This is a genomic window from Legionella sp. PATHC039 (assembly GCF_026191275.1).
In the GTDB taxonomy this organism is placed as follows: Bacteria; Pseudomonadota; Gammaproteobacteria; order Legionellales; family Legionellaceae; genus Legionella; species Legionella pneumophila.
In genome coordinates, this window is sequence record NZ_JAPHOP010000001.1 from 1,840,601 (window position 1) to 1,866,945 (window position 26,345).

Below are 26,345 nucleotides of genomic sequence, written 5' to 3' on the forward strand. Positions count from 1 at the left end.
AGCATTTTTATGCTAAAGTAGAACATAATTTAAACACAATGGCATTATGCGATTATTAATTGTTGAAGACCATAAAAGAACGGCTGATTTTATCTGTAAAGGATTTAATGAATATCAATTTCAGGCAGATGCTGTATACGATGGTGCAGAAGCAATCTATCGAATCTCAGAAATTAACTACGATGCTGTTGTTTTAGACGTTATGTTACCCATAATGGATGGATGGACTGTACTTGAAAAGATTCGTGAACTAAAACCTGATTTACCCATTTTAATGCTCTCTGCCTGCGACGATGTCGATAGTCGTGTGAAAGGCCTTGAAATGGGGGCCTATGATTACCTTGTTAAACCTTTTTCCTTCAATGAGCTCCTTGCCCGAGTAAAATCTTTACTACGAAGAAAACCCAAAGAGAATCCTATCTTATTAAAGATTGATGATTTAACTCTAAACTTACAAAAGCATACAGCAATACGAGGCGACAAAAAGTTGCCTTTAACAGCAAAAGAATTCATGTTATTGACGTTTATGTTGAAGCGAAGTGGTGAAGTACTTTCAAGGACAGTCATTGCTGAACAAGTTTGGGACATTAATTTTGACACGAATACCAATATCATTGATGTAGCGATCAAGCGTTTAAGGGAAAAAGTGGATAATGATCATCCTACCAAATTGATCCATACTGTCAGAGGAGTAGGCTATGTATTGGAGATTCGCTAAGTCCATGTCTATTACTAACCGCTTATTACTGATATTTATTGGTTCAACCGTACTGATATTGTCTATCATCACAGGGTTAATCTATCCTCCAATGAAAGAATTACTCCATCATACTCATTTGAATAATGAGCATTATAATTATTTATTAACGCGGATTTGCATTAAAAATTTTTTTGTTGGACTCTGGTTTTCTACTTTGATAATCATTCTTGCCAGTTATTTGCTCGCAAAAAAAAGCATGAGGCCAATTAAAATATTCACTGAAGAACTTGCATCGATTAATGCTTCATCGCTAGAGAAACGATTACCTTACACAGGGAATCCCAAAGAACTGGAAGAATTAGCTTTGACTTGTAATGATATGCTCTTTAGAATAGAAAGTGCATTTAGCCATATAAAGCAATTTTCAGCCAGTATAGCTCATGAATTACGAAATCCCATTCATTACCTCCGAACTGCTACCGAAATTACCCTAACTAAACCACAAACGATTGAAACCTACCAACATATATTACAAACGCATCTCGAAGAATATCAAAGTTTAACCCAACTTATAGATAATCTGCTCTTTTTAACTCGCTGTGAGCACGGCCAACTTCAACTAAATGTTAGAACATTATCTGCAAACCACTTAATCAGTTCAATTATCGAGTATTATTATTCAATAGCTCAAGAAAAGGGCATAGAAATTCAGATGTTTGGCGAGGCTCAGATTGAAGTAGATGAACATTTATTTAAGCGCGTTATTTCAAATTTAATAGACAACAGTCTGACCTATACCAACAAAGACGGAAGAATACTAATCATCATAGAAAAAAGAACAGACAACAGTATTCAAATCCGTATAAAAGATAATGGAATTGGTATATCAAAAGAACACTTACCTCTTTTATATCACGGATTTTATCGCGTAGATTATAGCACTAACAAAGAAAACGCAGGTCTTGGTTTAGGTTTGGCTATCGCTAAATCAATCATGGAACACCATAAAGGCCAGCTTGCGATAGATAGCAAGATAGGTTTAGGCACCACTGTTATATTAACCCTACCAGGAAAAAGCTTTTTAAAGATTGAATAATGTATGTATTTCATCTATCCGAGACCTTAAGGGAACGGATATACATTGGACTAAGTTATTCTAAGAACATAGACTTTTCCCGCCTCACACATCAGCACCAATCTACAATAAGTAGAATTGTTAGAGTAATTATCAATTAACTCAAATTTTGCTTCTGCAGACACGATGACTTATCCACCACGCTAAAAGCAAAGTAGAAAATACTCCTAAATACACTCCATATTGTTTCCATGATGATCCTACCAGCTGCAAAGCATCAGGGCTATGAAAAATAGAAAACGGTATAGCCAGTAACACATCCATAATCGCTGATCCAGCGACCAGACCACAGGCAATAAGAGTGCCTTTTTGCTTTCTATTGGTAGATTCTTCAGAATTAATTTTCAACTGTCCTAAACGGTTTTGAACAAATAGGGCAATCATTCCTCCAATAAATAAAGGAACTGAAGAGGAAAGAGGTAAATACATGCCAATGGCAATACCTAAAATAGATAAATTAAGAAAGCGTTTGATGTTTAATATGCGATTGAGAAAAATAGCAAATAAAATAATACATGAACCAGCTAACATCATATTCCAGGGCAATGAATTTCTAAATACTGCTTCCGTGATGGCTGCCATTAATGCGGCAGTCGGGGCGGGTAACGATTGTGTTACATCCATTCCAGCATGTGGCATTACTCCTGCTATGCCATAGACATTAAATAAAATCTGCATGACTGGAGGAATAACCAAAGCAGAAATAACAACTCCAAGCAACAACATCACCTCCTGTTTCCATGGAGTAGCCCCAACTAATTGACCTACCTTTAAGTCTTGGGTGTTGTCGTTAGCGATAGCCGCTATGCCTGTGACTACAGCACCTATAATAATAGTAATAGCTTCTGCAGCTTGAATTTGATGTGAAGTTAATGGAAGTGGCAATAGATGATTAATTGCTGAAACCAATAACCATGCGGCAAAAAGCATACCTGAGATAACCACTGAACTCCCAGGACTTGCAGTGACTCCTACCATTCCTGAAAAATAAGCTGTAATCACTGAGAATAAAAAACCGACGACTAAAACATAAATAACACCAATAAATACAATAGTTGGTGAAAAATCATTATCCAGTCCAACCTGCCCTAATGGAAAAATGATTTGAAAGAACAAAAACAGTATTCCTGCCATCAGTCCAATTCCCATCAATATAAATGGCATGGGAATATCTTTTTCAGTGCGAGGATATTGTTCTCTGAACTTGCTCTTGGAAATATAAGTTCTGAATGATGTCTTGACACTTCTGGTGAGTGGTTTCACTAATTTTATAAAAGTCCAAATACCGGCAAACAGCATGGCTCCTATCCCCAAATAGCGCATTTCACTATTCCATAACAAAGTGGCTGCTTGTTCGGCGGGATATTGATTTAAAAAATCAGGATAAAACTGGCCGGCTATTGGCAAAGCAATCAACCATGAAATGACTGCCCCGAGAAAAATGCTTATTGCCATATCGTGACCAACGAGGTAGCCCGCACCTATCATGGTTGCAGAGAAGCCAGCACCCAAACCAAATAGAGAACGTTTTACAACAAACCAATAATTCCAGCTGCTGGCGATTACTTTGAAACCAATTTGCAGTAACTCGAGAAGTCCGCCTACAAGTCCACCGAGAAATATGTCTTTAATACCAACCTTATCTGCGGAAGATTTCAAGACCTCTGCAATCGCTCTTCCTTCAGGAAACTTGAGGGTTTGGTCATTAACAAGAATTCGACGCAAAGGAATAGAAAACAAAACTCCCAGGATTCCTCCACAAACAGCAATAAAAAAATTAGTGACGTAATCAAAGTGGTTCCAAAACCCGATGATAATGAGCGCAGGAATAGTGTAAACGATACCGCCTGCAACAGCCTCACCCGCAGATGCTGCCGTTTGTACGGCATTGTTTTCAAGAATGGTTGAATTTTTAAAGAATCGCAAAATCCCCATGGAAATAATAGCGGCGGGAATTGAAGCGGAGGTTAATATACCGAGTTTAAGAGCCAGATAAGCATTAGACATGGCCAGTAGAACGGTCAAAATTATCGCCAGAATAATCACTCTAAAGGTGAGTTCAGCTACTTTTTTATTCGCTGCAATAAATGGAGTATCAGACATCAATTACCCCACACTGCTTTGGAAATTTCTGGTTTTACCATAGCAGAAATTAGTGATAATGGGATATCCACTGTTTGCTCTCCATAAACATAAGCTGCTACCTGGTATGTATTAAAAACAATAGCAATCCCTTTTTTGGTAAAATGCCAAATACTATAATTTTCCTGTGTCGGTTTCGTTCCTTCTTTAATCCAGTTTTCATCTGAAATCTTCTTGGCAGTGATTTCTTTTTTAGCCAGATCAGCAATTGGCTGCAAATAATCGGAACCTGGAACAAATAAATCAGACAATTGTACAGGCTGATTCTTGATAAAGTTGAGTACCTTTACTGCATTTGAGGGATGAGCAGCTCCTCGATGATATATGGAAATATTAAATCGAACACTTAAGGCATTAGTTGATTGGTAAGGAATAGCATATGTAATATTTAAGCCGGTTTTACCTGGAGCATCTGCAGGAGTATCAGCATCTTCAGATAATTCATTCATAAAACTCTTTTGCTGATTAGCAATAAATTCCTTTACCGCCTGATTTACTCCGTTACTTTGAAATCCCTGAGGGTATTTTATATCCAGCAAATACTCCGCTGTTTCTTTTTTAATAACTTCTGTTGTAATTGCAGAAGCAAGAAATGAATAAAATAATAGCCCAAGCATCAGGCCAATTTTATTGATTAAATTCATTTGTATCGGCATTGTTTATCTCCAATCAAGTAATCCTCTCAGGATACCCATTCACCAGCCACCATCGTTTGATGAGGTAACGGATAAGCGAAATAATAACATAGTGCAGCGCTATCTTTTATAGACCATAAAACCAAATCAGCAATCTTGCCTGCTTCAATACTCCCAATATCCTTTTCCATTCCTAAAGCTCTGGAAGCCTGATACGTTACTGCAGATAAAACTTCAGGTATAGACATAGAGAAAAATTGGCAAGCCATACTCATCATCAATAACAAAGAAGTCGTTGGAGAAGAACCCGGGTTAGAATCCGTGGCAATAGCCATACCAACACCAACCTGACGTAATAAATCAACAGGTGGTTTTTGTTTTTCTTTAAGGAAATAAAAAGCGCCAGGAAGTAGGACGGCAACCGTATTGGCTTTTACCATATTTAACGCGCCGTTTTCATCCAAAAACTCCAGATGATCACAGGATAACGCACCATAACAAGCAGCCAAAGAACTGGCCCCCATATTAGATAATTGTTCAGCATGGCATTTTATTGGTAAATTTAAATCCTTAGCGGCTTGAAAAATTTGCTCAGCCTGCCTTATAGAAAAAGCTATGGATTCACAAAAAACATCCACGGCATCTACCAAATCCATATTTTTAGCTGCAGGCAACATCTCATTACAAAGAAAATCGACATAAGCCTGACTATTTCCTTTAAACTCGGGACCTACAGCATGCGCCCCCAGAAAAGTTGTTTTTACCCTGACTCCAGCCATTCCCCCTAACTGCCTGGCAACCCTGAGCATTTTCAATTCATTTTGCAAATCAAGGCCGTAGCCTGACTTAATTTCAACAGTAGTAACCCCTTCATTTTTTAGCGCAAGAAGTCTTGGCAATGATTGATCAATTAACTCTTCTTCAGAGGCATCTCGTGTCATTTGTACTGTGGATAATATGCCCCCACCTGATTTGGCGATATCAGCGTAACTGACGCCTTGCAATTTTAATCGAAACTCTGCAGCTCTATGGCCTGCATAAACCAGATGAGTATGACAATCAATTAATCCTGGTGTAATTAATTGACCGTGACAATCCTTTCTTGACTTGGCACTTTCCTGAAAATGGGCAGGTAACTGGTCCTCAGAACCACACCACTCTATTCTGCTTTTTCTTATAACAATGGCTTGATTAAAAAGCTGGAACCCTGTGGCATCGATTGTGCTTGCATTGAGCAATAATTCATCACAGGCAAACATTAAAATTCCCAATGAAGTACCTGGTGAGGCGGCTTCAACCAGGCAGAGTGGTGAGTCGTGTCATATATATCCCACTCTTTGGATACATACGTTTCATTATCAATATCTAACAGCAGCCAAATAAAAAATTCTGCTACTGTTTCGGGTGATATCAAACGATTATGATCTTTTAAACGCCTATAAAAATTGACCTGTTCCGGATCAAGATTAATCCCGTTTCGGGCTATCGCTTGCATATGAGTGTCGATAATTCCAGGCATTACGCTGGCAAAGGCCAGTGAATCACATTCAATCTGCCAGCATCGTGTTAACATAGCCAAAGCCGCTTTCGATACACAATAAGCCCCCCATCCTTTGATAGGAAAATAAGCGGCAGCTGAACCTACATTCAATACTCTGCCACCTGACAATTTATCATACAAAAGTTGTGGAAGAAAAAGTGCCGCGTCTATATTGGTGTTTAATGCCTGGTGCCACTCGGCAAAAGAAATATCTTTTAAAAGCAGTGTAGGCTCCAGAGTTCCTGCGTTGTTTATCAAACCATCAATTTGAGTTGTAGCACTTAAACTGGCTTTGATTAACTCTCTGCCTTGAGGAGTAGAGACATCGGCACATAAATAGTGAATGTTTGCAGACAAAGAAGCAGTTTCTTGCAGTAATTTTTCCCTGCGCCCCACTATGAACACCTGTTTATTGCGTTTTGCCAAAGCAAACGCCAAAGCTCTTCCTATGCCGCTACCACCACCAGTAATGAGATACACAATTTCCTCATCAATATAGAAAACAATAGGTGAAATAATACCAGACATTAGACTTCTTGCATAACCTGCACGTTTTATTTTAGAACAAGAAAAAAGCGACTGAACAAGCTAATTTTATTAAAAGTAAATGAAAATCTTGAGTATTTAGCATTTCTCTTCGAAACTAGCTCTATCATTAGAGCTCTTGCATAACCTGTTTCTTTAGTTTTAGGACAAGGCGCAAACGTTTTGAGGAGTGGAGTTTAAATGTAGTAAATGAGCACCCAGAAACGTTTGCAACGCGGCAATAAAACTAAAGAAACAGGTTATGCAAGAGGTCTATTAAAAGGAGAACTTGATGTTTGACGATTTAAGTAACTATCAGCCAGCCAACCCTGCGCTTTGGCAAGGCAGGAAGGACACCGCCAACCAAGAACGTTTTTTTCAAAAAATTACTTTTATTGATAATCAAAATGAATTAATGACTAAAGACAAAAAAACGATATTTCTTGGATTTGCCAGTGATGCCGGAATTAAACGCAATTTAGGCAGAACAGGAGCAAAATTAGGCCCTGATCAAATTAAAACCCAACTTGCCAAATTACCATGTCATAATAATAAACATTATGTTGATCTTGGAAACGTGGTATGTGAAAACGATGAATTGGAATTATCCCAATCTCAATTTGCTCAAATAGTTCATTTTTGCCATGAAAATGGCCATCAGATCTGTGCTTTCGGCGGTGGGCATGAAATAGCCTGGGCGCACTATCAAGGATTGTCCTCACTCTATCCGAAATTAGGGGTTATCAACTTTGATGCTCATTTTGATTTACGCCCTTATAAAAAAGGTGAGTTTGGCAACTCAGGAACTCCTTTCTCTCAAATTGCCACCTATTGCGAAGAAAAAAAAATGCCTTTTCATTATTGTTGTATTGGGGTGCAAAAATTTGGCAATACCCCTTATCTTTTTGAAAAAGCAAAAGAATTAAATGTCAGTTACCTCTCAGCAGAAGACCTTTATGAGCAAAGCCAGGCTTGGCAAATTGCATTTCTTGATGATTTTATCCTTAATCTGGACCATATTTACTTAACGATATGCCTGGATGTTCTCGCCGAATGCTATGCCCCTGGTGTAAGCGCCCCGCAAGCATTAGGTTTGTCTCCCTGGCAAATAATGCCCCTGTTGAAATACCTTATACAAAGTGGCAAAGTAGTAAGTTTAGATATTGCAGAACTTTCGCCGCCACTAGATTCCGAATTAAAAACTGCTAGACTAGCGGCACTTATTATCGCAGAATTGTTAGACACTAATTGAGGAGTATATTTCATGAAGAAAACTGTGCTGTGGGGTGCTTTATTTACTCTAATCACTACTCAAGCGAACTCTGAAGCAACTCAGCAAGCGATATCAACTCAAAATTCGGCTTCCACCGGCACTAATGTAGTTTCTGAGTCAACGAATCAGGTACCTACCACGAATCAAAACACGCAGCAAAATCAGCTGAACCAACCTGTGCAGTCAAATGGACAACAACCAACTCAAAGCATTCAAAACAATCAACAAAATCAACCGAGCCAGACAGGGGAACAACAGTCTAACCAAAACACCCAGAATAATCAGCAGAATCAACCAGCACAGCAACAAACCACAAAACAACCAGCTCAACAACAAGTACCTTCACAACAAACAGCGCCAGTTATAAATTGTGATTACAAGATTTCCGCCGAAACAAAAGCAATAGAGCAATCCCTGGTTTTAACCTGGTCAGAGAAAGCAATAATTCAGTCATTTGATTTTGATCCGGCTACTGTAGATGCCCAATTGCAAAAATTACAAGCCTGCTTTACAGATCAAGGATGGCTAAGCTTTAATTCAGCATTGCAAAAATCAGGTAATCTCGATGCCATTAAATCACAAAAGTTGCATGTTAGCAGCCAAATTGATGGTCAGCCACAAGTGACTGAAGCGATAGAAAACCAATGGAAAATTATCATACCATTACAAGTTGTCTATCAAAATGACAAGGAGAAGGTAACACAATTACTTAATGTCAACGTAACTGTTGGACGAAAAATTACCGGTGATTTAGGCATCAACCAAATGATCGCTGTACCCCGCACAGCAACCAATACCTCACAAACCAATTCACCGTCTAATACAAACCCAGCAGACGCAAATACCTCGACCCCTCAAACACCTGGTGACACAACAAATAATGCTACCCAAACCAATATACAAACACAGACTGGGACACCAACCAACTCACCTCCGAGTGGCTCCACAACAAATACCCAGAATTAAATTCAACAATTAGTGCGGCATTCCATTAAGAATGCTGCCAAAATCACGGAAATATCATGCGATTAATATTTACAGGAGTATTATGCCTGTTGACTCTCAATGCCCAGGCGAATGTGATACAGTATTTTGCAGGAATTAGCTATAATAACCCGGCTGATTTATTCAAAATAAAAAATGGCATCTTGCTTGTTGGAGGAACTGGCTCCTATGCTGATTTACAATTTAAGGGAAGTGTTTTAAATTTTAATACTTTTCAATACGATTCGGGAGTTAATCACTCGCGTACATATATTGTTTGGCCATATGGACGAGTCGCCAAGCGCCTGAATGATAAGACTGTAGTAGCAGTTGATCTTACCCAACCTTTTAATTCCAATCTTAATTGGGGCAACGATGCTTTTACAAGATATGCTGCGACCCAAAATTACTTGACCGATGTGGATCTAAGCCCCAAAATATCCTATGCGATTAGCAAAAAATTACAAATTGGTGGTGGCATAAACTTTAATGTACTACTAAAGAATGAAGTCAATTGGGCTTTTCCTACCGGCCAATCGACTTATGCGAATTTAATTAACCGATCCTCAAGTTTTGGTGTGGGTTATAATTTGGGGATTAATTATGCAGTAAATGATACCAATTTCCTTGGTATCACTTATTATTCAAGAATTCGCCAAAATACTTCCGGAACCAGTTATCTGGGATTAGCTGCCAACCCTGATTACCAATTCGGTTTTTATATGCCAGCAACAACGGTTGCCAGTTATGTCCATATTTTTAATCCCAAATGGCTCATCAACTTACAGGTTTTTCAAAGCGAATGGAACGCCAATCAAAAAGTGAGACTTTATAACACAGCAGCACCACCTCCATTTACTAATTTTATTTTTGATATGCATTTTGATGCCTCTTATGCTTATCTTGCCGCGATACGTAAACAAGTCTCTGATAAATTAGGCATTGCGCTGGCAGGCATGATAGATGATGGTCCTGAAGAAGATGGCCTTAGAACCATCGTTTTCCCTTCTGATACCCAATATTTTCTTGGATTGATTGGTGACTACCGTTTTACTGAACATGCTTCCATGGAACTTATCTTGGGACATGTGTATTCTAATCCCAGCATTCAAAACGTAAACGTTCACGCCCCTTGCAAAGGGGCGTCTAAATTTTTCTGAGTTGCAACCCATTGGTGAAGGGCTTCGATGATAAATGCCAACACATCCTTTTTTTGTTGTATACAAGTAGTAACAACAGAAAAGATACGTTCAATAAAACGACTGCCTCGCTCAGATTGAGTTCCAAAAGTAAGTTTTTTAGAAATAACCAGAGGTCTGAGTTGACGCTCAGCGTGGTTATTTGTTGGAGGAACATTAGGTAGTTCAAAGAAGCTCCATAAGCTAGCAACAGACTCCCAAATATTAGTGCATGTTCTAGCAGTTGCTTTATGCGAACACCGAGCTCCTTCTCGTAAATGACGAAGTAATTTTGCTTTAAAATAACGAAACCTTTTTCTAGGTTTTTTAAACGAGAGCATGTTTGGGTCATACTCTGTTTTCCAGAACTTAAAAAGACGCTCATAAGCTTTAAGAAGCCTTTTTCCTATTTTTCCTGGCACTCCAGGGCGTTCGGATATTTTTTGAAAATCCCTTTTCAAATGAGCCCAACACACTTGACGATTCCTATCCGGCAAAAAATCATAAGCAGAATAACGATCTGTTACATAAATGTGGTTTCGAAAATCACCAATGAGTTCTTTAGCAATTTTCCTTCCTCGAGAACGCTCTAATTTGAAATAAGTCGCTTCCTGTGTGCTCATAATCCATGCCCAACCATTTTGGTAGCATTCTTTATGGCCTGTTTCATCTAAATGAATCACTGTTGCGTTTTGAACTTGGGCTTTAATTTCTTCATGAGCTTGCTCGAGTGATTGACTCACCGTGTGCTCAACATTCGATACACTTCCTAAGCAAATGGGCATTTGATAAACATCAGCAAACCAAGCATGAACCAAACGCTTACTCAGCCGGTATTTACTGGTCAATAAACTCACCATCGCTTGAGCTCTGGGACCAAATCCCTTACGACTCACGCCTTCAGGCAAATTGCCTTGATAGCGGCGTCGGCATGTTCTACAGCATCCAGTTTGAAGCTGGTATTCAATCACTTCATAACGGGGGGTAGGTAGTTCAAAAACTTGATGTCGTTCAAACTGACCTAAAACATCTAACTCTTTACCACAATCACAATGCCTTTGGGGTGGACAAATAATCACTGAATTGACTTTCTCTATAGGTACTAATATGCGTTGATGTCCTTTATGGCCGGGTTGACCCCCTCGGGAACGACCACTCTTGGCTTTACTGTGTTTTTTCTTCTTCAGGTCTCGTGAGGGGGGCAATGAGGAATTCTTTGAATTGGTATTCAACTGCTCTTTAAGACAAGCATTTTCTTCCTTGAGTAACCTGTTTTCTTCTTTTAGCTCAATGAGTATTTTTGCTAAATGGCCTATTGTTTCTAATGCTTCTTCTAGGTTCTTAGGCGTTAAATTGATTTGCGATAAATCAGTCATAAAATCAGTATCTTATCTTTTGACTCTTTATAGCAATTTTTGAGGGTAATAAAAACCCCTTGTCTTAAAAAATATCACTCTTTTATATAGTTACATGACAAGGAGCGTGAACGTTTACTTCAAAACAAAGCCAAGGTAAACAATGTACCCGTTCCCTTTACTACAGGCCGGGTGACAATTAATGCCAATATTTTGGATCTTAAAGTCAAAATCGAGGGGTGATCTTCCAGGTGTAACCACCTGGCACCTCATCCAAGAGTTTTATTTTTGAATAGCCCTCTTTTGTAAACGTTCACGCCCCTTGCAAAGGGGCGTCTAAATTTTTCTGAGTTGCAACCCATTGGTGAAGGGCTTCGATGATAAATGCCAACACATCCTTTTTTTGTTGTATACAAGTAGTAACAACAGAAAAGATACGTTCAATAAAACGACTGCCTCGCTCAGATTGAGTTCCAAAAGTAAGTTTTTTAGAAATAACCAGAGGTCTGAGTTGACGCTCAGCGTGGTTATTTGTTGGAGGAACATTAGGTAGTTCAAAGAAGCTCCATAAGCTAGCAACAGACTCCCAAATATTAGTGCATGTTCTAGCAGTTGCTTTATGCGAACACCGAGCTCCTTCTCGTAAATGACGAAGTAATTTTGCTTTAAAATAACGAAACCTTTTTCTAGGTTTTTTAAACGAGAGCATGTTTGGGTCATACTCTGTTTTCCAGAACTTAAAAAGACGCTCATAAGCTTTAAGAAGCCTTTTTCCTATTTTTCCTGGCACTCCAGGGCGTTCGGATATTTTTTGAAAATCCCTTTTCAAATGAGCCCAACACACTTGACGATTCCTATCCGGCAAAAAATCATAAGCAGAATAACGATCTGTTACATAAATGTGGTTTCGAAAATCACCAATGAGTTCTTTAGCAATTTTCCTTCCTCGAGAACGCTCTAATTTGAAATAAGTCGCTTCCTGTGTGCTCATAATCCATGCCCAACCATTTTGGTAGCATTCTTTATGGCCTGTTTCATCTAAATGAATCACTGTTGCGTTTTGAACTTGGGCTTTAATTTCTTCATGAGCTTGCTCGAGTGATTGACTCACCGTGTGCTCAACATTCGATACACTTCCTAAGCAAATGGGCATTTGATAAACATCAGCAAACCAAGCATGAACCAAACGCTTACTCAGCCGGTATTTACTGGTCAATAAACTCACCATCGCTTGAGCTCTGGGACCAAATCCCTTACGACTCACGCCTTCAGGCAAATTGCCTTGATAGCGGCGTCGGCATGTTCTACAGCATCCAGTTTGAAGCTGGTATTCAATCACTTCATAACGGGGGGTAGGTAGTTCAAAAACTTGATGTCGTTCAAACTGACCTAAAACATCTAACTCTTTACCACAATCACAATGCCTTTGGGGTGGACAAATAATCACTGAATTGACTTTCTCTATAGGTACTAATATGCGTTGATGTCCTTTATGGCCGGGTTGACCCCCTCGGGAACGACCACTCTTGGCTTTACTGTGTTTTTTCTTCTTCAGGTCTCGTGAGGGGGGCAATGAGGAATTCTTTGAATTGGTATTCAACTGCTCTTTAAGACAAGCATTTTCTTCCTTGAGTAACCTGTTTTCTTCTTTTAGCTCAATGAGTATTTTTGCTAAATGGCCTATTGTTTCTAATGCTTCTTCTAGGTTCTTAGGCGTTAAATTGATTTGCGATAAATCAGTCATAAAATCAGTATCTTATCTTTTGACTCTTTATAGCAATTTTTGAGGGTAATAAAAACCCCTTGTCTTAAAAAATATCACTCTTTTATATAGTTACATGACAAGGAGCGTGAACGTTTACCCTCTTTTTAAATAGCCAATAATAAGCCCATGATCCTGCTATCAGCCCAATCACAAAATATACCGGATCGGAATTAAAGGTAGTCAAGGCAGTAATAGATGGGCCTGGGCAGTATCCGGCCACACCCCAACCAATTCCAAAAATGATACTTCCCAAGATTAATTTTTTCTCAATGTTTTTCTTCTCGGGTAAATAAAATTGATTACACAATATTGGTTTATCAAATTTGTTTATCAGTTTGTACCCCAAAAAAGTTACGGTGACAGCAACAGCCATTACAATCAGTAAACTCGGATCCCAAAATCCATTAATATCAAGAAAATTTAATACCTTGTTAGGATTGGTCATATTTGAAATAGTCAACCCAGCTCCAAATAACAAACCACATAGAAATGACATGATGTTATACATTAATATAATCCTCCCACATGTCTTATCAGATACACAGTAATCATTGCAGATAAGATAAAAAGCAGTGTCGCTATAAAGGAGCGCTTGGAAAATCTGGCCAGTCCACATACCCCGTGTCCCGAAGTACAACCATGGCCCATTCGGGTTCCAAAACCGACCAAAAAACCACTAATTAGTAATAGGAAAACTGGATAATGTGTTCTTAAAGGAAATTGGATAACAGGGCTTATGAAATAGATCAATCCTGCAGCTCCCAAACCAAGTAAAAAGGCAATACGCCAGACTGGGAATGGTTTTTCAGGTGGACAGAGTCCGTGTATCATTCCACTGATACCTGCTATACGGCCGTTTAACCATAAAAAAAGGACAGCACTTAAGCCAATCAGTAATCCACCAAAGGCACTTAGATAAGGAGTAAAAGAGGTTATATAATCCATTATTTATATTTCCGTTTCATTTACAATGAATAACACCTGAATTGAGACACTTTAAAAAATTAAAGTGTCTCTCAAATTACATTGATGTTTTAAAACAATAGTCCAAATTTTAATTCACTTTTTCCAATGAGGACATGGTTTTCACCCCGTTTTGATCTGGGTAGGCTAATACAATTACCTTCGTTCCAACTCGCAAGAACTCTTCGTTCAACCATTTGGCAGCACTGGGGAAAACCCTTACACATCCATGACTTGATGGGTGCTCTGGAACTTCATAAGCCGCGTGAATAGTGAACCCCCTGTAAAAATACATGCAATAGGGCATTTTAGCCCCGCCTTTCGTATCGACAGGGTATTCACCCGAACGACAGTCAATACCTCGTTTGTTATAAATCCTGAATGTTCCGGTTATCGTCCTGCAAGATTGATTTGGATTTTCTTCGCAAACATCTATTCCACCAGAACCAGCTCCCGTCATTACACGATGACCTTCTTCATCGTAGGCAGCCCAGGCAGACGCTTTAGGATCAAAAACAAATAATCTTTCGCCCGGTGCTTTAATTTGCATTGGGAAATAATTACGTCCTCTTTTATCCCTTAAATAATGAACGGTCCTATGTACATAACCCGCGTCGTCAGTAATTAATGTTGACTCATCAAACTCAACGCACGAAGTTAATCCAAGGCACATTAAAATAACTGCCCAATAAATTTTTTTCATTTAGATTTTATCTCCACAATAGTAAAACCTGGTGGCCTTAATTAATCGTTTAATTTTCGATACTTAATTCGTGATGGTCTGTTAGCTTCATCACCCAATCGACGCTTTCTATCCGTTTCGTATTCAGTGTAATTACCTTCGAAAAAGGTTATTTGTGAATCTCCTTCAAAAGCCATCAAATGAGTACAAATTCTATCTAAAAACCATCTATCGTGAGAAATCACTATAGCACAACCTGGAAAATTAAGGATGGCCTCTTCCAAAGCTCTTAATGTCTCAACATCCAAATCATTACTGGGTTCATCGAGTAGCAAAACATTCCCGCCACTTTTCAATAATTTTGCCAAATGAACCCGGTTACGCTCCCCGCCAGACAATTGAGAAATTTTCTTTTGCTGATCCGTCCCTTTAAAATTAAAACGCCCAACATAGGCTCGTGAAGGCATTTGGAAATTACCTATCTGCATAATGTCATGGCCATCTGAAATTTCTTGCCACACCGAATTGTTGGGGTTTAGATTGTCCCGCATCTGATCAACATAAGCCAACTTCACTGTTTCTCCAATACGAATGACACCCTTATCTGGTTCTTCCTGCCCAGTTAACATTTTTAAAAAAGTAGACTTACCTGCCCCATTAGGACCAATAATTCCTAAAATACCGCCTTTGGGAAGTTTGAAATCAAAATTGTCTATTAATATCCGGTCACCGTAAGATTTGCATATTTTTTCACCTTCCAGAACCAAATCACCTAACCGCTCACCGGGCGGGATATATATTTCATTGGTTTCATTACGCTTTTGGAATTCTTTAGAATTCATTTCTTCAAAACGGGCCAAGCGGGCTTTATTTTTAGCATGTCGTCCTTTAGGTGAGGTTCTAACCCATTCCAACTCTGCTTTAATAGCACGTTGCAAAGCATCCTCTTGCTTTTTCTCCATACTCAACCGTGCTTCTTTTTGTTCAAGCCAGGAACTGTAATTCCCCTTATACGGGATACCTTCGCCCCGATCCAATTCTAAAATCCACTCCGCCGCATTATCCAGGAAATACCGGTCATGGGTAATTGCAACAACGGTACCAGGAAACTCTTCAAGATAATGTTCTAACCAGGCAACACTCTCTGCATCCAAATGGTTGGTAGGTTCATCAAGAAGCAACATATCAGGACTTGATAGCAACAATCGGCAAAGAGCAACACGTCTGCGTTCACCACCCGACAGTTTTCCTATTATAGCATCCCACTCGGGTAATCTTAATGCATCAGCAGCCACATCGAGCTTTCTCTCAAGATCCCAACCGCCACAAACTTCTATCTCATTTTGCAGCTCACCTTGTTCTATTAACAAGGTATTCATTTCATCATCGCTCATTGGTTCTGCAAAACGCATACTAATCGCATCGAAACGAGACAGTTTCTCTTTAATTTCAGCGACACCTTCCTCAACTACTTCGCGGACAGTTTTATTTAAGTCAAGCTCAGGTTCTTGAGCAAGATATCCAATTTTAATTCCTGGTTGAGGTCTTGCTTCACCTTCATATTGTGTATCAACACCAGCCATAATCCGCAATAGAGTAGATTTTCCAGAGCCATTTAATCCTAATACGCCAATTTTTGCCCCTGGAAAAAAACTTAATGAAATATCCTTTAAAATAAACCTTTGGTTCTCAACAATCTTGCTCACTCTATTCATAGTGAATATATACTGCGCCATAATCGCTCCAACTCTCTATAATCAGCCTTTTATCAAACAATACTACCAGTTCAGTATAACTTTCCCTGACTGGCCCGATGCCATAATTTGAAATGCGTGCTGATATTCATCTACTGGGAAATTATGAGTAATAACGGGAGAAATATTTAAACCGCTCTGTAACATAGCAATCATCTTATACCAGGTTTCAAACATTTCTCGACCATAAATACCCTTAATAACCAATCCTTTAAAGATAACCTGGTTCCAATCTATAGGGGTTTCTTGTGGTGGGATACCCAATAAAGCCACATGACCACCATGATTCATCGCTTTCATCATATCGTTTAATGCCATAGGGTTCCCGGACATTTCCAGACCAACATCAAAACCCTCAAGCATTCCTAACTCATTAGCCACATCACTTAATTTTTGGTATTTGACATTAACCGCTCGGCTGACACCCATTTGCCTGGCCAGTTCCAATCGATGATCGTTAACATCGGTGATAACAACATGCCGCGCGCCAATATGTCTTACGATGGCTGCGGCCATTATTCCTATCGGACCTGCACCAGTAATCAAAACGTCTTCGCCTACTACATCAAATGCCAATGCACAATGAGCAGCATTTCCAAAAGGATCGAGAATAGCCGCTTGCTCTTCTGTAATGTTGTCAGGGAGAGAAATGACATTAGTAGCGGGAAGCGCCAGATACTCAGCAAAGCATCCTGGTCGATTCACCCCCACTCCCAGGGTATTACGACATAAATGACGCTTGCCGGCACGGCAATTTCTGCAAAAACCACAGGTAATATGACCTTCACCAGAAACTCTCTGTCCAACTTTCAAACCTTGGACTTCTTTTCCAACCTCTACTATTTCGCCATAAAATTCATGCCCTACTGTCATAGGTACAGGAATTGTCGCTTGCGCCCATTCATCCCAAGAATAAATATGGATATCTGTACCACAAATTGCAGTCCTTTTAATTTTTATTAAAACATCATTTACTCCGTATTCAGGAACAGGAATATCCTGCATCCAAATTCCAGGCTCTTTTTTTGCTTTAACCAATGATTTCATTGTCATACCTCAAATTAATTAGGTAATACCACCACTTCGCAATTCATCCTAAAAATATCAGGTTGTGAAATGTAGAGTAACTTAGTTTTAGATTACAGAGAATTCCTTACCAACCGTTTCAAACGCCTTCAAAGCTTTATCCAAATGATGCAATTCAAGCCCTGCAGACATTTGGGTACGAATGCGAGCCAAACCTTTGGGTACCACTGGATATGAAAACCCTACAACATAGACACCCAGCTCCAGCAACCGATTAGCGATTCGTCCGGCCAAACTGGCATCTCCTAACATGACAGGAATAATAGGATGTTCACCCGGGATTAACTCAAAACCTAACTGAGTCATTCCTTCACGGAAATAATGACTATTGCGCTTTAGTTTTTCAGCAAGGGAGTTATTTGTGGACAATTTATCGAGCACCACACAAGAAGTATGAGCAATAACGGGCGCCAATGTATTGGAAAACAGATAAGGCCTGGATCGTTGGCGCAACCAATCAATGACAACTTGATTTGACGCAGTATACCCTCCTGATGCGCCCCCTAAAGCTTTACCAAGAGTACCAGTTACGATATCGATTCTATCGCTAACTCCAAAATGCTCTGGTGTTCCCCTACCTGTCTTACCCATGAAACCAACAGCATGAGAATCATCAACCATCACCATGGCGTCATACTTGTCGGCCAGTTCACAAATTGCTGGCAAGTTAGCTAATGTACCGTCCATTGAAAAAACACCATCTGTTGCGATCAAACGAAATCTCGCATTTTTTGCTGCAATTAACTGTTCTTCCAGGGCCTTCATATCATTATTGGCATATCGATAACGTGCGGCCTTACACAGCCTGACTCCATCAATAATACTCGCATGATTGAGGGCATCGCTGATAATGGCATCTTCTTCCGTCAATAATGTCTCAAATAATCCCGTATTGGCATCAAAACAGGAAGAATACAATATAGTATCTTCTTGACTTAAAAAATGGCTAATTTTTTGTTCCAGTTGCTTATGGGGGGTTTGTGTTCCACAAATAAAACGAACAGAAGCCATGCCATATCCGTACTTGGATAACGCAGCCTGTCCCTCCGCCATTAATTCAGGATCATTGGCCAAACCCAAGTAGTTATTTGCACAAAGATTAATAACTTCTCTTTCGTTAACCTTCACATCAGCTTGCTGTTGGCTGGAAATAACTCGCTCTGATTTATACAATCCGTCTGCCTTGAGTGTTTCAAGTTCATTTTGTAAATAATTAATGAATCGCTCAAGCACTATAATCTCCTGTATTTCTGGATAAATTTGTAAATAATACCAAATTTTAAACATTCTCACCATGAGATATTATCAAGAAAATTTCACTTTCAAACATTAATGCTTAGACATAAGCTGAATTCTTGCTAAAATTGCTCCAAAGTTTTAACCTATCCAATGATTATTAAGACGGTAGAGCAAATGAATCACAGTGCACGCATAAATATGATCAAACAACAGTTACGAACTGGTGATGTATTAAACGACTCCATCCTTGACTTATACGATGAGCTCTTAAGACATGAGTTTGTTCCTGAACCTTTTTCTCATTTTGCTTATTCAGACATGCAAATTCCTTTGGCATACGGTCAAAGGATGTTAACTCCATTGGAAGAAGGTACAATTTTACAATCCCTTGATCTTAAAGGTCATGAAACTGTGTTGGAAGTGGGAACAGGAACCGGTTTTATGACTGCATTACTCAGTAAGTTATGTAAAAAAGTTATCAGTATTGACTATTATTCTGAATTTACTGCCAATGCAAAACGTAAACTCGAAGAGCATAATTGTCTTAATGTCGAATTAATTACCGGAGATGCTTGCCGTGGATGGTTGGAAAGTGCGCCATACGATGTTATGGTATTCACTGGTGCCATGGAAAAACTGACAGATACCCATAAACTACAAATTTTACCTGGTGGCAAGTTGTTCGCAATCCTTGGTAAATCCCCTGTAATGCAAGCTTATCTTTTTCAGTTGGATCATAATGGAATCTGGACAGAATCCATGCTTTTTGAAACGGATATACCTCCTCTGGTAGATCAGTTGAAACCGAAAGAATTTGTTTTCTAGGGAAAACTCGAATGAGAAAATCTCTGCTTTGTTGGATTTTAACGTTAGGTGTTTCAACCCATGTGTTTGCAACAGACCTAATGGATATCTATCAACAAGCCTTGGAGAACGATACAATCTTTAAAGAGGCATATGATACCTATATGTCCAGCACTGAAGCCATTCCTCAAGCTCGTGCGGCTCTTTACCCTCAAGTCGGCCTTGGTTCACAAGCTGGCCGCAATTATCAGGATGCTGTTGCCGGAGCGTTCAGTGCCAATCAATACTATGGAAGTTATTTGTGGCAAGTCAATGCTTCTCAAGCGCTGTTCAACTATCAGGCATGGGCCAAAGTAGCCCAGGCCAAAGCGTCTGTTAAAGCGGCACAAGCCAGTTTCAATGATGCAGCACAGAATTTAATTCTAAGAACAGCCAAAGCCTATTTTGATGTCTTGTTTGCTAAAGACACTTTAGACTTTGCCGAAGCAAAAAAACGGGCGAACAAAAGACAATATGATCAAGCAACTCAACGTTTTCAAGTTGGCCTAGATGCCATCACTTCTGTCTATGAAGCAAAAGCAGCGTATGATCAATCTATAGCAACAGTTATCGCTGCCCGCAATAATCAGATTAATCAGAGTGAAAATTTACGAAAACTTACTAATCACGTATACGAAACACTCGCGCCACTCAAAGACAGCAAAATTCCTCTTGTTAAGCCAGAGCCAAATGACGTTAATCAATGGATAGATACCGGACTTAAGCAAAACTATAAATTATATGCTGCAAAATATAATCTTGAGGTGGCAAAAGACAATGTAAAAGCGATCTCTGCGGGCAACTGGCCAGTTTTTTCACTACAGAGCAACGCAAGCCAGGTACATAATAATGCATCCGGCAATACTGTTTTTATTCCGTCAAAACAAACCCAGGCTAATATTGCAATCGCGATGAATTTTCCTGTTTTTCAAGGCGGCTTGGTCCAGGCTCAAACCCGACAAGCTCAATATAGCTTTCAGTCTACGAGTGAAAAACTGGAACAAACGTATCGCGATGTTATTGTAAACAGCCGCATTGCTTTCAATACCATCACTGATGGGATCAGCAAAGTAAAGGCGGACAGACAAACGGTCATCTCCGTGCAAAATTCTTTGCAAAGTACTGAAGCTCAATTTGAAGTTGGTACTCGAACCATGGTAGATGTGGTCAATGCTCAACAAAGATTGTTTGAAGCACAGGAACAATTAGCACGGGATCAATACGATTTGATTAATTCCATACTTACGCTGAAATACCTTGCAGGGACATTAAACGTTAATGATCTCGAACAGATTAACTCATGGTTAGCAACTACACGTGTCAATGGATTTTCACCCGTAGATAACAGAACCTCCAAATAACAAATTTAGGTTTTTTTATGTCTTCCAATCCTTCTTCAGTTGAAAAAAAATTACTCCATTATACAGGTAAAGCCATAGCTGATTTTAATATGATCCAGCGTGGTGACAGAGTCATGGTATGTCTGTCTGGCGGAAAAGATTCATTCACACTATTAACAATTCTTAATCAGCTCAGGATCAAATCAGGAAATAAATTTGAAATTTTTGCGTTTACTCTGGATCAAGCCCAGCCAGGGTGGAATGATGCCTGTTTGCGTCAATGGTTGGCTGAAAAATCCATTCCTCATGAAATACTAACCCGAGACACATACAGTATAGTGAAGGAAAAAATTCCTGAAGGCAAAACCTACTGTTCTTTGTGTTCTCGCTTGAGACGTGGAATCATCTACAGATATGCTGAAGAAAACGGATTTAATAAAATAGCATTAGGTCACCATCGTGATGATCTTATTCGTACATTGATGATGTCAATTCTATATAATGGCGATATACGTTCCATGCCACCCAAATTATTAAGTGATAATAAAAAGCACATAGTCATCCGGCCACTGTGCTATGTACAGGAAAAAGATATTATTACGTTTGCATCAGAACAAGCTTTTCCAATTATCCCATGCAATCTTTGTGGTTCTCAAGAAAATCTAATGCGCAAAAAAGTTGCCTCACTCATTGATCAGCTTGCGATTGAAAACCCCAAAGTCCCCAGTAACATGCTTCATGCGCTGCAAAGTTTGAAGCCAAGTCAATTGATGGATCAAAATTTTTGGAATTTTAAAAATCTGGAAGATGGGCTTGAAACCGCGCAGTCAATCCAATGTGAAGAGGTTTTTAATGCACAGGAATTTGAGCTTGAGGATGAAAAAATTTGACTTATGAAAATTATTATCTAATATTTCTTTTCATTTTTGCAATATAATGAAATAATTGGCACGTAAATAAGCTTATTATTTTGACAAATGGAATTAAATATATAAAAATAGGCTTTCAAGTTATCACATTAACTGTGACTTTGTTTCATTAACCCGATACTGAATTCAAAATAAAGGAACTTTTAGATTATGATTGATAGAAATATAGTTAACCTGCGTCTATTTCGTATCTACTCTAAACGTTATTTAAAATTTGATTTTGTTGCTGCAATTGTCGTTTTCCTCGTGGCGATTCCTTTATGCTTAGGTATTGCCCTGGCTTCTGGCGCACCTCTTTTTTCTGGTATCTTAAGTGGAATCATTGGCGGTATTGTTGTGGGTATATTTAGCGGCTCACAGGTTAGTGTCAGCGGACCTGCTGCGGGTATGGCAGCCGTTGTATTGGCGGCAATCTCTCAACTTGGTGATTTTAATACCTTCTTATTGGCTCTTACGATTGCAGGCCTTTTACAAATGATAATAGGTGCATTAAGAGCAGGATTTGTTGCAGATTATGTTCCTTCCAACGTAGTTCAAGGCTTACTGTGTTCAATCGGGATCTTGCTAATCATTAAGCAATTACCACTTGCATTCACTCTCTCATCAGATTTTGATGAGCTTAAAACACATTTATTGGAAACAACAGAAGGGTTTACAGTAAGCCCTTTGTTAGCCTTGTCGCAGCACATTAATGAAGGCGCACTCATCATTACTACTCTTTCATTGGCTATTTTAATTTATTTTGATATAACCAAAAATAAAATTCTGAAGGAAATCCCAGCCCCTATCCTTGTAGTTCTGGCAGGAATACTGTTAAATGAGCTTTTCATCTGGACAAACTCCAGCCTGGGACAAAACTCGCCTCAACTGGTTAATATCCCAGATACCAATGGTTTTTTCCAATTTTTCAGCCATCTTGAGTACCCTGACTGGTCCGCCTGGACTAATCCTAAAGTCTATCTCTATGCGCTAGTCATATGTATCGTTGCTTCTTTGGAAACATTGCTTAATCTCAAAGCTTCAGAACGATTGGATAAAAAAAGAAGGCACAGCCCAACTAACCAGGAATTAGTTGCTCAAGGCTTGGGTAATATAACATCAGGTTTGGTTGGGGGTATTCCTGTTACATCAGTCATTGTCAGAACATCTATTAATATCCATGCTGGTTCAAAAACCAAATTTTCAGCCGTACTCCATGGTTTTTTCATCTTGTTTGCTGTGATGTTAATACCTGGTGCATTGAATAAAATTCCTTTGTCTTCTCTCGCCGCAATTTTAATTTACACTGGCTATAAACTAAATAAACCAGCCATCTATATCAATATATTTTCACAAGGCAGCGATCGATTCATCCCTTTTATAGTGACCGTGATCAGTATTATTGCCTTCAATCTTCTTGCAGGTATATTAATAGGCCTGGCTATCAGTCTCTTTTATATATTAAAGTCCAATAGCCAAGCTCGTATTGATATCATTAAGGAAATTTATCCAAATGGTTCAACATACCGTTTGATACTTCCCCAACAAATGACTTTTCTTAATAAAGCTGCATTGGTCGCTGAATTGGATACATTGCCCAGACGTTCTCAACTGATTATCGATGCACGTCATTCTCAGTACATTGATAAAGAGATTCTGGACTTATTTAATGAATTGAAAGAAGAGTTGGCAGGCAGTAAACAAATTTCTGTAAATTTCACCGGATTTCAGGAACACTATAAAATTCATAACTACATCGATTTCATTACGGTTACAACCTATGATGTTCAAACCAACCTGACGCCCGCACAAGTATTAAACATACTGCTTGAGGGAAATCAGCGCTTTTTAAGCGATAACAGGATTCATCGATCAAACCAAATCGATATAAAATACACTGCAAAAACACAACATCCAATTGCTGTGGTTTTGGCCTGTATCGATTCAAGAGTTCCTGTAGAAACCATCTTTGATATGAGTTTCGGTGATCTTTTTTGTGTCCGCATAGCAGGCAATGTGATTAATGACGATATTTTGGCCAGCATAGAATACGCCTGTAACGTAGTTGGTGCAAAACTTATCATGGTTCTGGGACACACCCGATGCGGCGCTATTCAATCTGCCTGTGATGGTATTGAAAAGGGTCATATCACCCAATTGCTTTCAAAAATTAAGCCTGCAGTTAACGCAGAAAGAGATACTACAACAGAGCGTAACGGAAAAAATCAAACTTTTGTAAATCATGTCACTGAATTAAATGTTGCGAATACCTTACAGAACATTTATAAAAAAAGTGATATTTTACGGACTATGATAGACAGTAATGAGATAGGGATGGTTGGTGCTATTTATGATGTAAGCAGCGGAAAAGTGAGCTGTAAAACATATACCGAAGAGTTATCCACTTTGGATGGAGACGAAAATAAGCTCCTGGCTCAAAAATTTGAAACCATTCTTTTAGAAGCCAAAGCAAGTTAAACTTTTTTGAAATTGTATAAATACCGGAAAGAAATAAATTTCTCAAGCCAGGCATAAGATTTTCTACACATCATTAAGACTGGCGTATGAAGTTACGCTATATTATTAATGAGAATAAGCTTTTTTTACGAGTTGCAATATGAGAAATAAAATTATCACTGGGAAAAAAATTATTTTTTCACAATCCGTTGCAAAAGACCAAACAAAAAATTTATCAAGCTTTTTATCAGAGCGGTTTTACTCTGTAAATCAAAGCCATAATCATTCCATTATTATCGGTTCCAGTCTTTCTCACCAAGAGAATGATATCGAACACGATACCATACTCGATACATCAGGCGTGTTAGTGACTACTGATACAAATGGCATTGTTAACGGGACAAGAGTCGCAATTACTGACGGTCTGGGTGGTGGAAGTGGCGATGAAGAAGAAGACGATGAGATATACAGAGTATCTCATTCCAGTTGCAAGAATTTTTTGAATTGCGACCAAAATATAGATACGACTCTAAGCTTGATTACCCAACCAAAGGCCTCTGATAAAAAACAAACAGCACAGAAAACATTGCAGCATACAGAAGCATCGATGGCTGCGTTTATTTATCAAAGTCATCCGGGAAAAGGGTACATAGGTGAATTTGCAAATATTGGTGATGGGCTAATTATTATCCTGGATAAATGTTTTAAGATAAAGCATATGGTATCAGCACGCCATATATATCGCGGATTTGGTACCTGGACTCCACCATCCCTACAAGCCCTGGCAACAACTGCAAATAAAGACGCCCTGCTTGTCAGACAAACACTTAAACTTGCAGAAGGAGACATTGTAATATCAATGACTGATGGGGTTTGGGGGGAGCTGAAAACCAGTTTGATTGCTCAAACCAAAGACCGTCGAGATATAGGAGTAGATAAAGAATATTTCAAAACTCTATTTGACGAATTGACAGATGCTCCCTACCCTTCTTCATTTGATATCGCTCGTATCATTACCCATCGCGCCATGTCTCGCAGTTTGGAGCGTAGAAAAACGTTAATAAAATTAATTAATGAAATAGAACAACAACACTTCCATGAAAAATCTGTCAAAACCATTAATGAAGTCCTGGAATATTTTATTAAGACAGACCATGTGGAAACAGCACAGACATTAAAAGCAATTCTCTTTGAAGACGGTTTGAGTGATGGAATAACTTATTTTGAAAATATTGAAATCCCGCTGGAGATGGTAATGCAAGATTTAAAAAGTCGTACCGTCGGGGATTGTTCAACCATCAATGTAACGCGCATTCCCTATCATTTAGATGAGCTTATACGAGGTTTTATCAATTACCCTGAGAAACATCAAATCCTGGCGCCACTATTTAAAGCAAGGATAAAATCTGAGGCTGATTTAGAAGAAGCATTTCATCGCCTGTCACTTGAAACGGTACAATCTGAAATCGAGTGCAAAATTTCTGAAGTTCATTTTGAACAAGCTTTTAAAAAAGAAACCCTTGATAAAACTCAAAGTATCTTAACTCACTATATTCGTATTTCGACTGTTTTAGATAGTAAAAAGAGTTATCAGGAACGATTAAATGATCTGAGTTCCTATTTATCTAAAGAATCTTCTCTGGAAAAAAATGATATTAAATTATTAGTATCTATGTTAGATAGTGAGATAAAACCCAAAACTGGGGTTTTCCAAACATTGTTTGGGGAAAATCAAAATAAATTATACAAGGCATTTCATAAAAAAATTGAGCTGAAATTATTAGATGATGAAATAGATAAGAAAAATGAATTGAAATAGCAGTTCTTACAACCAATGAATA

At 38.8% G+C, this 26,345-nt stretch carries 21 protein-coding genes and 1 pseudogene; 10 read left to right on the forward strand and 12 right to left on the reverse strand.

All coding sequences use genetic code 11. The features are described from left to right. Positions 1-46 precede the first annotated feature (46 nt). A complete protein-coding gene (gene lciR, locus OQI99_RS08350; RefSeq protein ID WP_061513655.1) occupies positions 47-718 on the forward strand; it encodes a copper-responsive two-component system response regulator LciR in 672 nt (223 codons plus the stop codon). Next, entirely contained in the window at positions 699-1,796 is a 1,098-nt protein-coding gene (gene lciS, locus OQI99_RS08355) for a copper-responsive two-component system sensor histidine kinase LciS (protein WP_061513656.1), read from the forward strand. Before lciR ends, lciS begins: the two co-directional genes overlap by 20 nt. A gap of 141 nt (positions 1,797-1,937) precedes the next feature. Here lciS and OQI99_RS08360 read toward each other — a convergent pair whose 3' ends face one another. From OQI99_RS08360 to OQI99_RS08375, 4 genes are read right to left on the reverse strand one after another with little or no spacing between them, the layout of a single operon-like run. Then, a complete protein-coding gene (locus tag OQI99_RS08360; RefSeq protein ID WP_061513657.1) occupies positions 1,938-3,938 on the reverse strand; it encodes an OPT family oligopeptide transporter in 2,001 nt (666 codons plus the stop codon). Beyond that, positions 3,938-4,633, reverse strand: coding sequence for a DUF3298 and DUF4163 domain-containing protein (locus OQI99_RS08365; RefSeq protein ID WP_061513658.1), 696 nt, complete (start codon positions 4,631-4,633; stop codon positions 3,938-3,940). Before OQI99_RS08365 ends, OQI99_RS08360 begins: the two co-directional genes overlap by 1 nt. A 26-nt stretch (positions 4,634-4,659) precedes the next feature. Further along, positions 4,660-5,871, reverse strand: a complete 1,212-nt coding sequence (gene hutI / locus OQI99_RS08370) for an imidazolonepropionase (protein ID WP_061513659.1) — start codon at positions 5,869-5,871, stop codon at positions 4,660-4,662. After that, entirely contained in the window at positions 5,871-6,680 is an 810-nt protein-coding gene (locus OQI99_RS08375; protein ID WP_265731699.1) for an SDR family NAD(P)-dependent oxidoreductase, read from the reverse strand. Before OQI99_RS08375 ends, hutI begins: the two co-directional genes overlap by 1 nt. A 289-nt stretch (positions 6,681-6,969) precedes the next feature. Between OQI99_RS08375 and hutG the strand changes: the two genes are divergently transcribed. Genes hutG through OQI99_RS08390 form a run of 3 tightly spaced genes read left to right on the forward strand, consistent with a single transcriptional unit; the run spans position 6,970 to position 10,094 of the window. Next, positions 6,970-7,929, forward strand: coding sequence for a formimidoylglutamase (gene hutG / locus OQI99_RS08380; protein ID WP_061514746.1), 960 nt, complete (start codon positions 6,970-6,972; stop codon positions 7,927-7,929). A 12-nt stretch (positions 7,930-7,941) separates the two neighbouring features. Then, positions 7,942-8,916 carry a DotI/IcmL family type IV secretion protein gene (locus OQI99_RS08385; protein WP_061514747.1) on the forward strand — a complete coding sequence of 325 codons (975 nt, stop codon included), beginning with the start codon at positions 7,942-7,944 and terminating at the stop codon, positions 8,914-8,916. A 56-nt stretch (positions 8,917-8,972) separates the two neighbouring features. Then, positions 8,973-10,094: an OmpP1/FadL family transporter gene (locus tag OQI99_RS08390; protein WP_265731700.1), complete on the forward strand. Its 1,122-nt coding sequence runs from the start codon at positions 8,973-8,975 to the stop codon at positions 10,092-10,094. Here OQI99_RS08390 and tnpC (OQI99_RS08395) read toward each other — a convergent pair. The 8 genes from tnpC (OQI99_RS08395) to OQI99_RS08430 form a co-directional block, all read right to left on the reverse strand. Beyond that, positions 10,058-11,488: an IS66 family transposase gene (gene tnpC / locus OQI99_RS08395; protein ID WP_265731112.1), complete on the reverse strand. Its 1,431-nt coding sequence runs from the start codon at positions 11,486-11,488 to the stop codon at positions 10,058-10,060. The genes OQI99_RS08390 and tnpC (OQI99_RS08395) overlap by 37 nt on opposite strands. 292 nt (positions 11,489-11,780) lie before the next feature. Further along, positions 11,781-13,211: an IS66 family transposase gene (tnpC, locus tag OQI99_RS08400; protein ID WP_265731112.1), complete on the reverse strand. Its 1,431-nt coding sequence runs from the start codon at positions 13,209-13,211 to the stop codon at positions 11,781-11,783. Between the two features lie 82 nt (positions 13,212-13,293). Next, positions 13,294-13,740 (reverse strand): DUF6691 family protein, encoded by a 447-nt coding sequence (locus OQI99_RS08405; protein WP_265731701.1) that lies wholly within the window; start codon positions 13,738-13,740, stop codon positions 13,294-13,296. Next, on the reverse strand, positions 13,740-14,177 hold the full coding sequence (locus tag OQI99_RS08410; RefSeq protein WP_061513664.1) for a YeeE/YedE family protein: 438 nt from the start codon (positions 14,175-14,177) through the stop codon (positions 13,740-13,742). Before OQI99_RS08410 ends, OQI99_RS08405 begins: the two co-directional genes overlap by 1 nt. A gap of 109 nt (positions 14,178-14,286) precedes the next feature. Next, complete coding sequence (locus tag OQI99_RS08415) at positions 14,287-14,898, reverse strand: L,D-transpeptidase (protein ID WP_010946441.1); 612 nt, start codon at positions 14,896-14,898, stop codon at positions 14,287-14,289. Between the two features lie 41 nt (positions 14,899-14,939). Further along, positions 14,940-16,613 (reverse strand): energy-dependent translational throttle protein EttA, encoded by a 1,674-nt coding sequence (ettA, locus tag OQI99_RS08420; protein WP_061513665.1) that lies wholly within the window; start codon positions 16,611-16,613, stop codon positions 14,940-14,942. Between the two features lie 42 nt (positions 16,614-16,655). Continuing rightward, positions 16,656-17,678 (reverse strand): L-threonine 3-dehydrogenase, encoded by a 1,023-nt coding sequence (gene tdh, locus OQI99_RS08425; protein WP_061513666.1) that lies wholly within the window; start codon positions 17,676-17,678, stop codon positions 16,656-16,658. Positions 17,679-17,765: 87 nt separating this feature from the next. Then, positions 17,766-18,950 (reverse strand): glycine C-acetyltransferase, encoded by a 1,185-nt coding sequence (locus tag OQI99_RS08430; protein ID WP_061513688.1) that lies wholly within the window; start codon positions 18,948-18,950, stop codon positions 17,766-17,768. Positions 18,951-19,130: 180 nt separating this feature from the next. Between OQI99_RS08430 and OQI99_RS08435 the strand changes: the two genes are divergently transcribed. The 5 genes and pseudogenes from OQI99_RS08435 (at position 19,131) to lem3 (ending at position 26,323) form a co-directional block, all read left to right on the forward strand. Further along, positions 19,131-19,781 carry a protein-L-isoaspartate O-methyltransferase family protein gene (locus tag OQI99_RS08435; RefSeq protein WP_195911919.1) on the forward strand — a complete coding sequence of 217 codons (651 nt, stop codon included), beginning with the start codon at positions 19,131-19,133 and terminating at the stop codon, positions 19,779-19,781. 11 nt (positions 19,782-19,792) lie between these two features. Then, positions 19,793-21,160, forward strand: a complete 1,368-nt coding sequence (locus tag OQI99_RS08440) for a TolC family outer membrane protein (protein WP_061513668.1) — start codon at positions 19,793-19,795, stop codon at positions 21,158-21,160. Between the two features lie 17 nt (positions 21,161-21,177). Further along, positions 21,178-22,029 carry a tRNA 2-thiocytidine(32) synthetase TtcA gene (ttcA, locus tag OQI99_RS08445; RefSeq protein WP_014841152.1) on the forward strand — a complete coding sequence of 284 codons (852 nt, stop codon included), beginning with the start codon at positions 21,178-21,180 and terminating at the stop codon, positions 22,027-22,029. 189 nt (positions 22,030-22,218) lie between these two features. Then, complete coding sequence (locus tag OQI99_RS08450) at positions 22,219-24,525, forward strand: bifunctional SulP family inorganic anion transporter/carbonic anhydrase (RefSeq protein ID WP_061513669.1); 2,307 nt, start codon at positions 22,219-22,221, stop codon at positions 24,523-24,525. 86 nt (positions 24,526-24,611) lie between these two features. After that, positions 24,612-26,323: pseudogene (lem3, locus tag OQI99_RS08455) on the forward strand (T4SS effector phosphocholine hydrolase Lem3). The last annotated feature ends 22 nt before the right edge of the window (positions 26,324-26,345 follow it).